We start from the raw sequence: 13,897 nt of genomic DNA, 5'->3' as shown, positions 1-13,897 counted from the left end.
GACGATTTCGTCGCTGCGCCACATACTGGCGTGCAGTTGACCTATGCTGCTGACAGCACGACGCTGGTTCAATTCTGAGGGATGCTCAATGTTTTACGTGCAACGCGATGCGCAGGGCCTGTTGGTACGCGTGGAACCCGCCGCCTACGCTGAGGCCACGGAAACGCTGCCGGCCGACAATCACGAAATCCAGACCTGGTTTGCCAACGCAGCGGTGGAGAACAGCCTCAAACAGCTCAAGCAAAGTGACCTGGAAATGATCCGGGTACTCGATGACTTGATTCAGGTGCTGACACAGAAAGGCGTGATCCGCGTCACCGACCTGCCAACGGCGGCCCAGGCTAAACTCATGGACCGAAACCAGGCCCGCGAAGCCTTGGGTGGTTTGAGCCAATTGATCGATGATGAAGAGACCGGGTTGATCTGACACAACCCTCCGATCATTCCCACGCGATGCGTGGGAGCGATCAAATCAGCCCCAGGGCTTGGGCTCGCCGAACAACTGGCCCTGCACACCGTAAATCCCCATCTCGCGGATCACCGACAGCTCGCCTTCAGTCTCGACCCGCTCGGCAATCAGCGGCAAATCAATGCTGTGCGCCGCTCGCTGGATCGCCTCGATGAACAGGCGCTTGTCACTCTCCAGATCAATCGAGCGAATGTAGCTGCCATCGATCTTCAGGTACGCCAGCCCCAGCCGTGCCAGGTTGCCGATCATGCTGAAGCGTCCACCAAAACGTTGCAGGCTCAGTGAGAAGCCGAGTTCGCGCAGGTGCCGGGTCAACTGCTCCAGCACCGCCTGGTCAGGCAACTGCTCTTCGCCAATCTCCAGGGTCAGACGCGGGCCGAGGTTGGAATGCGCACGCAGTATCTCGAAAATTTTGTTTTGCGCCTGCAAGTCGCCCAAGGTAGCCGACGACAGATTCAGCGCCAGCGACTCCTCATGCCCGCTCATTTGCTCCAACACCCGTTCGAGCATCAGCCGATCCAGACGCGCCGTCCAGCCGAAGCGCTCCAGCCAAGGCAGAAAACGCCCGGCGGGGATGGTCTGGCCGTGTTCGTCGAGCAGTCGCGACAACACTTTGTAATGCAGTACCAGTTGCGTGTCCTGGGCAGCCACTACCGGCTGGAAATACAGTTCGAAGCGCTGCTGTGTCAGCGCCTGGTCGAGCATGCGATGCCAGGCGTGGTGATCATCGCCGACACTGGCCGAAAGACTGTGTTCGATACAGGCCCAGTTCTGCTCGCCCTGGCCCTCGGCCTGCGCCAGTGCCTGATCACCGAGGCTGAGCACGGTTTGCGGCGAGTCGCCGTGAGCAAAAGGCGCCAGGCCGATAGACGCCACGGCGGCCACATCGGTGGCGCCGGTAGCGTGCAGACTGGCCAAGGCGCTGTCGAGGTTTTGTGCCAGTTGCAGCGCTTCTTCGCGCACCAGCCCCGGCGCCAGCACGGCAAATTCGCCACCACGGATACGAGTGACCAGATTCTGGGTTTCCGGATATTTGGCGCACTCGCGAGACAGTTGTTCGCCGACGGCCTTGAGCACGTCATCGGTGCGCTGGCCACCGAGACGCTGGTTGAGACCGGCCAGATCCTTGACCCGTAATAGCAGCAGGTAACCGGAACTGGCCTGCTCCGGGTTGCTCACCCGCGCATTCAGTTGCATCTCGAAATAACGCCGGTTGGCCAACCCGGTCAATGAGTCCTGATAAGACTCGACCCGCAGTTTTTCACTACGCTCCGCCTGCTCCTGAAACAGCGCCTTGAGCTTCTCGACCATCTGGTTCATGGCCTGCACGACCCGGCGAAGTTCTGGGGTGCGCGGCAGCTCCGGCAGGCTGAGAAACTCCCGCCGGGCGATGGCGTGGGATTGCTTGACCATGTAATCCAGCGGTCTCAATTGCTGACGCAGCAACAGCGCGCCGAGTACCGCACTGACCGCGCCGCATAGCAGCAACCAGCTCAGGCTGCCCAAAGCGCTTTGCCACAACTTGGCCAGCGCGAACATCGGGTGGCTGACCACCTCGACCCGGGCAGCCTGCTCCCAGCCGCGGCTGACGATCGCATCACCACCAGCGGGCTCCAGGCCGATCAGTTTGACGAACCAGTCCGGAACGTTGTTGACCGCCGGAATGCCCGTGCGCTCTACCAGGGTCTGGTCGTTCTTCAGGTCGACCACGCGGATGCTCGCGTAGTAACCACTGTCGAAAATCGAGCTGACCAGCAACTCGACCATCGCCGGGTCGTCGATATTCGGTGTCAGGGAAAGCGCCAGCGCCGTCGCCGCGTCCTGGGCATGGGAGCGCAACTGGTTGACGTACTGAGTGCGCGAGCTTTCCAGACTGACCATGAAACTGCCGGTGAAGGCGACCACCAGGAACAGACAGATAGCAATCAACAGCTGTTTGAACAAAGACATCTGAGCACCTGCTCCTAGTTAGTCGTCTCGACCGGGAATCCTTCGGCCTGCATTTTCTTCAACACATCCTGCCAGCGCGACAGACGCTTGGTATCGCCGACCTTTTTGTTGCCCTTGGTGCCCCGCAACCACAACCCTTCTGCATTGAAAGAGTAGACCGGCAGCAAATCCTTTCGCTGGCTGGCGGGCTTGATTGCATCAATCAGACTATCGAGCACCAGGGGTTCGGCTTCGGGACTCGAGTAGTAAGTCAGCACCATGTGCGCGCGGTTCTGGGTCAGTGCCTTGACATAGGTAATACGCAGCTTTTCACTGGCTACACCGAGGTGACGCAAGCTGAAGTACTTGGCAATAGCGTAGTCTTCACAGTCGCCAGCGCCTTTCCAGAGGGCTTCGATCGGGGTTTCCCAGTAGTCGGTTTCATGCCACAGATCAATGTCTTCGACATATCGCAGCTGTTTGTTGAAGAAGCGATTGACCACATTGAGTTGTTCCAACTCGCCGATCTGCTTCTGACTGGCCAACAAGTATTGCCAATCATTGATGCGTTGCTGACCTTCCCCCAACGGTCCGTACAATGCCTGCGCCCGCCGGCTGATCAGGGAAAAATCCCAATCGGCACTCAAGCTGCCCAACATCACGCCAGCCAGCAGCAATGCGCTGCACAGCCAGCATAAAATCCGGGGGATCGTTAATCTTGCCGCCAATGCGAGGCATCCTGGGTAGGCAGGAGGGAGTCGTTCGAATGGTGAAGGTTAGACCGGAAAAAGACAATGGCACGGTGAGATCATTGGCGGCGCGCTAAACTGCAAGAAAGGCACTCGTTTGTTTGTTTGACAAGCTTTCAGGCAGTTACTAGTGTCATTTGGATCCAAAAAAACTCCATCAATCAGGGTGCGTTTAGTGACACAAAAGCCCAACCCTCTAAGCAGTATCAAGGTCAACGGGCCCATTCCCGCGCACCTGGCACGTTCGGTGATTGAAGAAACCCTGCGCGCGGCCATACTCGACGGGCGCATTCCTTGCGGCGCGGCCCTGCGCCAGCAGGACCTCGCCGACCTGTTCGGCGTCAGCCGCATGCCTGTACGCGAAGCCTTGCGCCAGCTCGAAGCACAATCGTTGCTCAACGTGATTGCCCATAAGGGAGCCGTGGTCGCACCGCTGGTCCAGGGCGACGCCGTGGAAACCTACGCGCTGCGCATCCTCCTGGAGTCCGAAGCCCTGCGTCTCTCGGTGCCATTGCTCCAGGACGAAGATCTCGAACAGGCTGCCCGTTACATCGACGAACTCGAAACACAAAGCGACTACGCCGAAATCGGCCGGCTCAATCGCCTGTTCCACATGGTGCTTTACAGCCGGGCACCTAATCGCCGGCTGTTGAGTCTGGTCGAAGACGGCCTGATCGAGGAAGAGCGGTTCCTGCGCTTCAACCTGGAAGCCATGGGCCTGGGCAAACTGTCCCAGGACGACCACCGGGCATTGTTACGGGCCGCCGAAGACCGGGACGTCGAACGCTCCGTGAAGCTGCTCGAACACCACCTTAACCGAGCGGTCGAGGTCATTTCGCGCTACCTCAACAGTCCTGAAGTCCGAGCCAAAAACACGTCCAGGTAACCCGCCGTGGCAAGTCCGGGCGAGGCGCACCGAAGGGTTCGCCTCGCCTGATGCACATTTCCCCGAATGTGCACCACGAATAATTTGATTACAAATTCCCTGCGTCCAATCCACACCACCCTCGCGGCGCTATATCACGCCCCAACGCCTCGTCGCCTGCAATCCTGACCATCTCAACGATTACTTGCTGTCTCAGTATTGGCGACCGCCTCGATTTGCGCCCACTCTGGGTGCCAAGGACACAATAAAACCGGGGACATTCCGTGCGAATGGCGTAGTCCCCATCCCCAGAAGCGAAGGAAGGAGCCTCACCACGGGAACGGAAGGATCGGCACCACTCACGACCCACTTCCACCCCCCTCAGACATCCCCCAACGACACCAACTAAAAAGTTACTTCGAGTGAGGCATTCACTCTTTATACAATTCTGACTTATATATGCCGGAAGGAGTAACTACGCCAAAATAAAACCAATATCAAAAGTTTTATTGGGACTTGTCAACTTTGAAAAAGTCGAATAGCAAAATAATACCAAAACAACTTGATTGACACTTTATATGTGTATTAATTTTTCTTCGCCGCCCACCACAAGCGACAGCAGCGCCTCAGTTACAAGGCATATCCAGCACTGAAAAAGATCAATTCATTTGAGGTACCCGTTCGCCCGCAAAAACCTTAAGCGAACTTCAGCGCTTGATTACTCTCACCGCAGATCACTTACAGGCCCATCCATGAAACCAACTAAAGAACGTCTTATTCAAATAAAAGCCGAACTTGGCGAACACCCGATTTTCTCTGAAATACATTCGCTACCGGTCCTGCGACGCTTCATGGAAACCCACATTTTTGCCGTATGGGACTTCATGTCACTGACCAAGCGCCTGCAACAGGAGCTGACTTGCGTGCGACTGCCCTGGCTGCCACCGCAGGATCCCCAGGCCGCGCGGTTGATCAACGAGATCGTGCTGGGTGAGGAGTCAGATGATCGCCCGGCCCAGGGTCATTACAGCCACTTCGAGTTGTATCTGGATGCAATGCGCGAAGTCGGCGCCTGCACCGTTGCCATCGAACGCTTCGTGGCCCTGCAACAAGAAGGCGTGAGCTACGACGTGGCCTTGCAGAGCATCAACGTCGACCCGGCGGCTGCACATTTCGTTCGCCATACGCTGCACACCGCGTTACATGCACCGGGTCACAGTGTCGCGGCGGCGTTTCTGCACGGTCGCGAGAGCGTTATCCCGCAGATGTTCCAGCGCATCCTCGACGATTGGGGTATCGGCACCGAGCAGGCGCCGACCTTCCGTTACTACCTCGAACGGCACATTGAAGTCGATTCCGAGGACCACGGCCCGGCAGCGGAAAAGCTCCTGGCGCGACTGGTCGATGGAGACCCGCAACGGCAGGAAGACGTGTACGCCAGCGCCATCGCGGCCGTGGAAAGCCGTATTGCCCTGTGGGATGGATTGCGCCTGAGCATCAACGAATCGGTCGCGCAGGTGAGTGCATGAACGCCGCCGACTACCAATCCTTCGCCGACACCTGGGAAAGTCGCGCGACCATCCGCACACGCCCGCGACGCGTGCTGGAGAACGACGACAAACTGATCTACCCCTTGAGCCGTCAACCGCTGGTGCTGAGTGAAACCTTTCTGCGCGAATGTCCGCAGCTGCGCGACTTCGCCCTGGTGCAGACGCTCTACAAATTCATCAACGATGTGGTGATTTTCGAAACCGAGATCGTCGACAAGACCGCCCGCAGCATCGCCAAGAATCGCTTCGCGGTCGAGTTCCCGTTCGCCTGCCGCTACGACGCCATGACTGTCGTGGTGGACGAGGATTACCACGCACTGGTGGCGATGGATTTCATGCAACAGACCATCGCGTTGACCGGCATCACCCCCATTGAATTGCCGAACGAGATCGAACTGAGCCGAGCGATACCGGCAGCCGTGGCACTCGCACCGGAGCACCTGCGCAGCGCTGTAGAACTGATCTGCGTGGCCATCGCCGAAAACACCGTGACCGGGGATGTCGCCGCGTTCGCCAGGGACGACACGGTCAAGCAATCGATCAAGGGCCTGATGGCCGATCACTTGCTGGACGAGGGGCGCCATTCCGGTTTTTGGGCACGGCTGGTACGCATTTACTGGCATACCGCAAGTGCGGACGACCGCCTTTGCATCGCGCAGATCCTGCCGGTGTTCATTGGCCATTACCTGACCAACGACATCCAGAAATCCTTCGACTTGCGCTTGATCAACGCACTGCAGACCAACGACGCGGCGCGCTACGCACTCAAGAACGAAATGTCGGCACTGGCCTTCCCGATCAATCGCCATCACCCGCTGGTGGCCAACATCGTGCGGTTTTTCCACAGCAGTTCGCTGCTCGACTCGCCGTGCGTACAAACCGCTCTCAGCGACTACCTGGTTTGACGAGGAGCCCACCATGAGACGTCTCGACATCTTGCTCCACGGACAAAGCCAGGCCATGACCGGCCTGGCGCGGGAACTCGAACAACACGGTCACTCTCTGACACGGATATCCGCACTCGACGAAATGCCGGGGCCTGTGGATCTCCTGATCGACGATGGCACGTCGCTTCAGTTCGCCGCTCAGGCGCCACAGCTGACATTGCAATTGGGTCTTGGCCTGCCGCAGGCGTCAGGCCTGCCCTCGCTGGAACTGTTGTGCTGTCATGGCTCAACGCTGCTGACTCGCGTACCCATTGCCGATGAGCCGTCGGGTAACGGTCAGGCGCTGCGTATGCGAGCCATAACAGCACTGATTGATCAGGTGGCGCTGCTGGTCAGCCGCTACTCGCGGGATGCCGATTATTTTATACACGCCGAACCCACCGTACCTGCCCGCTTCGAGCGCATCGAGAACCTGCGGTTCCTGGACAGCCTCGCGTTCGTGCATCGCCTCAATGCCACCGCCGACCCACGACTGCAGCAACTCGCGCAAACGCCAATGATAGAAAGGCTGGAACAGCAGTGCATCCAGAGCGCTGACCGTCCGGCCTTGAGCGTTGCCGGCACAACGCTCGACTATCGCCAGTTGCACGCCCACAGCCGCGCCATCCAGCAACGTTTGCGACCGCTGCTGGATCAGCACCAAGGCCCGGTAGTCGTCGGGATCTGCCTGCCCAAATGCAACGCGCTGTATGCCGCAATCCTGGCGATCCTGGGCAGTGGTGCGGTGTACCTGCCGCTGGAGCCGAGCCATCCGCTGCAACGTCTGCAATACATTCTGGCGAATGCCGGTGCGTTGTTGTTGCTGCATGACGGCGAGCATCCCCTGGCGAGGGAGATGCCGGGGCTGGACATCGGGCGTATCGATCACCGCGACGTGGACCTCACTCACCCCTTGATGTACCAACGGCCTGATCTCGATGCGCCCTGTATGGCGCTCTACACCTCAGGCACCACAGGTCATCCCAAGGGCGTGCTGCTCAGCCAGGCGAACCTCGCGCACTTCACCCACTGGTATGCCGACTATGTGCAGTTGACCAGCCAGAGCCGGGTGCTGCAGTTTTCTTCATTGAGTTTCGACTCATCGCTGATCGACATCTTCCCGACCCTGTTGCAAGGCGCCGAACTGATCGTGCCCGACGAGAACCAGCGTCGCGATCCACTGCAACTGGTGGAGCTGATTCGTCATCGGAAACTGAGCCACGCCTTTTTACCGCCGGCCTTGCTGAGCATCCTGCCGCTGGAGCAGTTGCAGTGCCTGGACCGTGTGATGACCGGCGGCGATGTCTGCGAGCCTTGGGTCATTGAGCAACTGAGCCGTCAGGGCAAGCTCTACAACCTCTACGGGCCCACCGAAGCCACGGTGCTGATCACCGCACGACGACTTCAGGCAGGCGACAACAACCGCTCGCTGGGGGCGCCGATCGCCAATAGTCAGGTGTTTATTCTCGATGATGACTTTCAACCGGTGGCCGAACAGACCGTCGGTGAGTTGTACATCGCCGGCCCGGGCGTGTGCCTGGGCTACCTGAACAACCCGCAGCAATCCGCTGAGCGTTATCTGGACCTGAACTTGCCTGATGGCCGGACCCTGCGCGTCTATCGCACCGGGGACATGGCGAAGTGGACGGCCGAAGGGATCGAGCTGTGCGGTCGGCGTGATAATCAGGTGAAGATTCGCGGCTTCCGGGTCGAGCCGGAAGAGATTGAGCGCTGCCTGCGCGACAGCCGGTTGTACCGCCAGGTTGCCGTGGTCATCGATGGCCAGCGACGGATTCTGGCCTTCCTTGCCCAACCCCGAGAAGACCTCCCAGACGCCGCTCGCCAGGCGTTGAAGGCTCACGCGGCACAGCACCTGCCGGACTACATGCACCCCATTGCATGGATCGAGCTGGCAAGCCTGCCTTACGCCAGCAATGGCAAGGTCGACCGCAAGGCGTTGCTGGAGCTGCCGGTGAGCGTTACCGAATGCCCTTCACGGCGCCTGCCCGTCAATGCCGATGAGGCCCTGCTGCTGGACATCTGGGCCGAGTTGCTGGAGCTGCCGGCGAGCGATATTCCCACCGACGAAAGCTTCTTCAATCTGGGCGGGCACTCGATCCTGCTATCGCGCATGCTCCTGCGCCTGCGTGAAGAGTTCGAGCGCAGCATCTCGATCAACCGCTTCATCGAGCTTCCCACCATCAGGAAGCTGGCGACACTGGTACGTGGCTCCGGCAGCGAAGAAGTGCTGAGCGAGCAAGCGCTGCGCGATGCGTTCCGCGAACTGGATATTCAGCCGCTGCCCATCAGCCGCATGGGCGATGTGCACAAGGTGATCGTCACCGGCGCCAACAGTTTCGTCGGTGTACACATCGTCGAGGCGCTGCTGGCCTGGGGGGCCAGCGAGGTCGCTTGCCTGGTTCGCGAGGGCAATGGGCAATCGGCGGACGAGCGATTTGCCCAGGCGCTGCGGGAGAACCGTCTGGAGCATCTGGATATGAGCCGCGTGCGGGTTCACGCGGCAGACATCTCGCGGCCGGAACTCGGTTTGGCAACCGAGGTTTATCAGCGCCTGGATCGAGAGTTTGGCGCACTGGTGCACAACGCGGCCAACGTCAATCACGTCCTCGATTACGAGTCGCTGGCGAGGGATAACGTAGAGCCGATTTTCGAATGTTTGCGCCTGTGCGAAGGGCGCAGCAAAAAAATCTTCAATTTCGTCTCGACGCTTTCGGCCTCCAGCACGATATCCGAAGACGGCCGAGTGCTTGAGCTGCCGGCCGCACCAACGCCCCCCATCTACATCAAGAACGGCTACAACCTGTCCAAATGGGTCGGCGAGCGAATCCTCGAACGGGCGCGGGAGCTTGGAGTCCGGGTCAATCTCTACCGCCCTGGCAACATCAGCTTCAACAGCCTCACGGGCGTGTGCCAGCCACACAAGAATCGCCTGATGCTGATGCTCAAGGGCTCGATCCAGCTGGGTCAGGTGCCGGAGTTCGCCTTGAACTTCGATTTGATGCCGGTGGACTTTCTCGCCCGATTCATCGCCTTCCACGCCAGTCGTTATCAACCGGAACAGGCGGTGTTCAACCTGCACAACCCCGAGCCCCTGAGCTGGGACGACTACGTGGCGTCTTTCCGCGAGGCGGGGCGCGAATTCGCGATGGTCAGCGTCACCGACTGGCAGCAGCAGCTGAGCCGGGTCGACAGCGATAACGCGTTGTTCGGCGTGCTGGGGTTCTACCTCAACGGTTTTGAGGAGGACATCGGCGACATCTCGATGATCGGTCACGACAACGCCCAGGCCGGCGTACGGCTCATGGGTGCGCACTACCCGCGAAAGTCCCCGGCGTTGCTACGTCGCGGCTGCGACTACCTCAAAGAAATCAACTTCATCTGACTCACCCCCAATGGAGCAAGACCATGAGTACTCTGCAACCCGATACCCTGATCAAAAACCCTCAAGGCTGCCACGTGGTGTCCTCGGTGGACGTGCCCGCCGATGCTGCGCAGGTATGGGCCGTAGTCGGTACCTTTTCCGGCTTCGATCGCTTCATCCCGGCACTGTCGCACATCGAAATGACCGGTGAAGGCGTGTCATCGCTACGCAAAAAGTTTTTCAAGGACGGCAACCAGGTGGTCGAACAGCTTAACTCCCGGGACGACCAGGCGCGACACATGACCTGGACCACTATCTACAACACATTAGGTGTGGCCAATCTGTGGGCCGCGATGAGCGTTGAATCACTGGATTCGGGCAAGTCCCGAGCCACCTGGACCATCATTGCCGAACCGGCGCAGGGTGGCGCCGAGGCGCTGCCAGGCTTCAAGGAATTCGTGCAAGGCTTTGCCGATGATGCGATGAACAATGTGCTGAAACTGTTTGCGTAGAGCGTGAAAAAGCCCGTTGTGGAGAGGCTCCGCAACGGGCTTTTCAGTACCCCTGAAACGACAAAACCCCTGTCTGCGTTAGCAGACAGGGGTTTCGGAATTTGATCTTGACGATGACCTACTCTCACATGGGGAAACCCCACACTACCATCGGCGATGCATCGTTTCACTTCTGAGTTCGGGATGGGATCAGGTGGTTCCAACGCTCTATGGTCGTCAAGAAATTCTGTTTGTCAGTCCGTCTGTAGTGACGTACCAACGAATTCTTGATGCTTCTACTATAAAGACAAAACCCCTACCTGCATACGCAGATAGGGGTTTCGGAATTTAATCTTGACGATGACCTACTCTCACATGGGGAAACCCCACACTACCATCGGCGATGCATCGTTTCACTGCTGAGTTCGGGATGGGATCAGGTGGTTCCAACGCTCTATGGTCGTCAAGAAATTCGGGTACCGAGTCGTGGCCGGCTGGCCGCGCTTCAGCAAATTGGGTATGTGATGGAAATCGGTGTTTTGTGAGCGTCGAACTTTCGGTTCTTGCGTCTTCACACACCGCAATCTGGCCTTTCGACGCAAATTGCTTGGGTGTTATATGGTCAAGCCTCACGGGCAATTAGTATTGGTTAGCTCAACGCCTCACAGCGCTTACACACCCAACCTATCAACGTCGTAGTCTTCGACGGCCCTTCAGGGAACTCAAGGTTCCAGTGAGATCTCATCTTGAGGCAAGTTTCCCGCTTAGATGCTTTCAGCGGTTATCTTTTCCGAACATAGCTACCCGGCAATGCCACTGGCGTGACAACCGGAACACCAGAGGTTCGTCCACTCCGGTCCTCTCGTACTAGGAGCAGCCCCTCTCAAATCTCAAACGTCCACGGCAGATAGGGACCGAACTGTCTCACGACGTTCTAAACCCAGCTCGCGTACCACTTTAAATGGCGAACAGCCATACCCTTGGGACCGGCTTCAGCCCCAGGATGTGATGAGCCGACATCGAGGTGCCAAACACCGCCGTCGATATGAACTCTTGGGCGGTATCAGCCTGTTATCCCCGGAGTACCTTTTATCCGTTGAGCGATGGCCCTTCCATACAGAACCACCGGATCACTAAGACCTACTTTCGTACCTGCTCGACGTGTCTGTCTCGCAGTCAAGCGCGCTTTTGCCTTTATACTCTACGACCGATTTCCGACCGGTCTGAGCGCACCTTCGTACTCCTCCGTTACTCTTTAGGAGGAGACCGCCCCAGTCAAACTACCCACCATACACTGTCCTCGATCCGGATAACGGACCTGAGTTAGAACCTCAAAGTTGCCAGGGTGGTATTTCAAGGATGGCTCCACGCGAACTGGCGTCCACGCTTCAAAGCCTCCCACCTATCCTACACAAGCAAATTCAAAGTCCAGTGCAAAGCTATAGTAAAGGTTCACGGGGTCTTTCCGTCTAGCCGCGGATACACTGCATCTTCACAGCGATTTCAATTTCACTGAGTCTCGGGTGGAGACAGCGCCGCCATCGTTACGCCATTCGTGCAGGTCGGAACTTACCCGACAAGGAATTTCGCTACCTTAGGACCGTTATAGTTACGGCCGCCGTTTACCGGGGCTTCGATCAAGAGCTTCGCGTTAGCTAACCCCATCAATTAACCTTCCGGCACCGGGCAGGCGTCACACCCTATACGTCCACTTTCGTGTTTGCAGAGTGCTGTGTTTTTAATAAACAGTCGCAGCGGCCTGGTATCTTCGACCGGCGTGGGCTTACGCAGTAAATGCTTCACCCTCACCGGCGCACCTTCTCCCGAAGTTACGGTGCCATTTTGCCTAGTTCCTTCACCCGAGTTCTCTCAAGCGCCTTGGTATTCTCTACCCAACCACCTGTGTCGGTTTGGGGTACGGTTCCTGGTTACCTGAAGCTTAGAAGCTTTTCTTGGAAGCATGGCATCAACCACTTCGTCACCCAAAGGGTAACTCGTCATCAGCTCTCGGCCTTAAGATCCCGGATTTACCTAAGATCTCAGCCTACCACCTTAAACTTGGACAACCAACGCCAAGCTGGCCTAGCCTTCTCCGTCCCTCCATCGCAATAACCAGAAGTACAGGAATATTAACCTGTTTTCCATCGACTACGCTTTTCAGCCTCGCCTTAGGGACCGACTAACCCTGCGTCGATTAACGTTGCGCAGGAAACCTTGGTCTTTCGGCGTGGGTGTTTTTCACACCCATTGTCGTTACTCATGTCAGCATTCGCACTTCTGATACCTCCAGCAAGCTTCTCAACTCACCTTCACAGGCTTACAGAACGCTCCTCTACCGCATCACTTACGTGATACCCGTAGCTTCGGTGTATGGTTTGAGCCCCGTTACATCTTCCGCGCAGGCCGACTCGACTAGTGAGCTATTACGCTTTCTTTAAAGGGTGGCTGCTTCTAAGCCAACCTCCTAGCTGTCTAAGCCTTCCCACATCGTTTCCCACTTAACCATAACTTTGGGACCTTAGCTGACGGTCTGGGTTGTTTCCCTTTTCACGACGGACGTTAGCACCCGCCGTGTGTCTCCCATGCTCGGCACTTGTAGGTATTCGGAGTTTGCATCGGTTTGGTAAGTCGGGATGACCCCCTAGCCGAAACAGTGCTCTACCCCCTACAGTGATACATGAGGCGCTACCTAAATAGCTTTCGAGGAGAACCAGCTATCTCCGAGCTTGATTAGCCTTTCACTCCGATCCACAGGTCATCCGCTAACTTTTCAACGGTAGTCGGTTCGGTCCTCCAGTCAGTGTTACCTAACCTTCAACCTGCCCATGGATAGATCGCCCGGTTTCGGGTCTATTCCCAGCGACTAGACGCCCTATTAAGACTCGCTTTCGCTACGCCTCCCCTATTCGGTTAAGCTCGCCACTGAAAATAAGTCGCTGACCCATTATACAAAAGGTACGCAGTCACCCAACAAAGTGGGCTCCCACTGCTTGTACGCATACGGTTTCAGGATCTATTTCACTCCCCTCTCCGGGGTTCTTTTCGCCTTTCCCTCACGGTACTAGTTCACTATCGGTCAGTCAGTAGTATTTAGCCTTGGAGGATGGTCCCCCCATATTCAGACAAAGTTTCTCGTGCTCCGTCCTACTCGATTTCATGACTAAGAGATTTTCGCGTACAGGGCTATCACCCACTATGGCCGCACTTTCCAGAGCGTTCCGCTAATCTCAAAGCCACTTAAGGGCTAGTCCCCGTTCGCTCGCCACTACTAAGGGAATCTCGGTTGATTTCTTTTCCTCAGGGTACTTAGATGTTTCAGTTCCCCTGGTTCGCCTCTTGCACCTATGTATTCAGTACAAGATAACCATCTTATGATGGCTGGGTTCCCCCATTCAGACATCTCCGGATCAAAGTCTGTTTGCCGACTCCCCGAAGCTTTTCGCAGGCTACCACGTCTTTCATCGCCTCTGACTGCCAAGGCATCCACCGTATGCGCTTCTTCACTTGACCATATAACCCCAAGCAATCTGGTTATA

At 57.4% G+C, this 13,897-nt stretch carries 8 protein-coding genes and 3 rRNA genes; 6 read left to right on the top strand and 5 right to left on the bottom strand.

All coding sequences use genetic code 11. The features are described from left to right. The first annotated feature begins 88 nt into the window (after nucleotides 1-88). Entirely contained in the window at nucleotides 89-427 is a 339-nt protein-coding gene (locus tag ACEN8E_RS00070; RefSeq protein WP_008022183.1) for a hypothetical protein, read from the top strand. Between the two features lie 45 nt (nucleotides 428-472). Here ACEN8E_RS00070 and lapD read toward each other — a convergent pair whose 3' ends face one another. Beyond that, nucleotides 473-2,419 carry a cyclic di-GMP receptor LapD gene (gene lapD / locus ACEN8E_RS00065; protein WP_495590936.1) on the bottom strand — a complete coding sequence of 649 codons (1,947 nt, stop codon included), beginning with the start codon at nucleotides 2,417-2,419 and terminating at the stop codon, nucleotides 473-475. A gap of 14 nt (nucleotides 2,420-2,433) precedes the next feature. Further along, entirely contained in the window at nucleotides 2,434-3,126 is a 693-nt protein-coding gene (gene lapG, locus ACEN8E_RS00060; RefSeq protein WP_495590935.1) for a cysteine protease LapG, read from the bottom strand. 196 nt (nucleotides 3,127-3,322) lie between these two features. On the opposite strand from lapG, the gene ACEN8E_RS00055 reads away from it, so the two are divergent. From ACEN8E_RS00055 to ACEN8E_RS00035, 5 genes are all read left to right on the top strand, one after another. After that, complete coding sequence (locus tag ACEN8E_RS00055) at nucleotides 3,323-4,033, top strand: GntR family transcriptional regulator (RefSeq protein ID WP_495590934.1); 711 nt, start codon at nucleotides 3,323-3,325, stop codon at nucleotides 4,031-4,033. Between the two features lie 731 nt (nucleotides 4,034-4,764). Then, nucleotides 4,765-5,541 (top strand): DUF3050 domain-containing protein, encoded by a 777-nt coding sequence (locus ACEN8E_RS00050; RefSeq protein WP_495590933.1) that lies wholly within the window; start codon nucleotides 4,765-4,767, stop codon nucleotides 5,539-5,541. Continuing rightward, nucleotides 5,538-6,467, top strand: a complete 930-nt coding sequence (locus tag ACEN8E_RS00045) for a diiron oxygenase (protein WP_495590932.1) — start codon at nucleotides 5,538-5,540, stop codon at nucleotides 6,465-6,467. Before ACEN8E_RS00050 ends, ACEN8E_RS00045 begins: the two co-directional genes overlap by 4 nt. 13 nt (nucleotides 6,468-6,480) lie before the next feature. Further along, a complete protein-coding gene (locus tag ACEN8E_RS00040; protein ID WP_495590931.1) occupies nucleotides 6,481-9,891 on the top strand; it encodes an amino acid adenylation domain-containing protein in 3,411 nt (1,136 codons plus the stop codon). Between the two features lie 23 nt (nucleotides 9,892-9,914). Beyond that, nucleotides 9,915-10,382: an SRPBCC family protein gene (locus ACEN8E_RS00035; protein ID WP_495590930.1), complete on the top strand. Its 468-nt coding sequence runs from the start codon at nucleotides 9,915-9,917 to the stop codon at nucleotides 10,380-10,382. A 105-nt stretch (nucleotides 10,383-10,487) separates the two neighbouring features. On the opposite strand, the gene rrf (ACEN8E_RS00030) is transcribed toward ACEN8E_RS00035, so the two are convergent. From rrf (ACEN8E_RS00030) to ACEN8E_RS00020, 3 genes are all read right to left on the bottom strand, one after another. Continuing rightward, nucleotides 10,488-10,603, bottom strand: a 5S ribosomal RNA gene (gene rrf / locus ACEN8E_RS00030). 110 nt (nucleotides 10,604-10,713) lie between these two features. Then, nucleotides 10,714-10,829 (bottom strand): 5S ribosomal RNA (rrf, locus tag ACEN8E_RS00025). 150 nt (nucleotides 10,830-10,979) lie between these two features. Next, a 23S ribosomal RNA gene (locus tag ACEN8E_RS00020) occupies nucleotides 10,980-13,871 on the bottom strand. Nucleotides 13,872-13,897 lie beyond the last annotated feature (26 nt).

This window comes from Pseudomonas sp. Pseusp9 (assembly GCF_059491265.1).
Note: the sequence above shows the minus strand (reverse complement) of the source record. Positions and strands in the feature narration are given on the sequence as shown.

Coding starts and splice junctions, on each gene's coding strand:
- ACEN8E_RS00070 (WP_008022183.1), top strand. CDS start 89: ATGTTTTACGTGCAACGCGATGCGCAGGGCCTGTTGGTACGCGTGGAA.
- lapD (WP_495590936.1), bottom strand. CDS start 2,419: ATGTCTTTGTTCAAACAGCTGTTGATTGCTATCTGTCTGTTCCTGGTG.
- ACEN8E_RS00050 (WP_495590933.1), top strand. CDS start 4,765: ATGAAACCAACTAAAGAACGTCTTATTCAAATAAAAGCCGAACTTGGC.
- ACEN8E_RS00045 (WP_495590932.1), top strand. CDS start 5,538: ATGAACGCCGCCGACTACCAATCCTTCGCCGACACCTGGGAAAGTCGC.
- ACEN8E_RS00040 (WP_495590931.1), top strand. CDS start 6,481: ATGAGACGTCTCGACATCTTGCTCCACGGACAAAGCCAGGCCATGACC.
- ACEN8E_RS00035 (WP_495590930.1), top strand. CDS start 9,915: ATGAGTACTCTGCAACCCGATACCCTGATCAAAAACCCTCAAGGCTGC.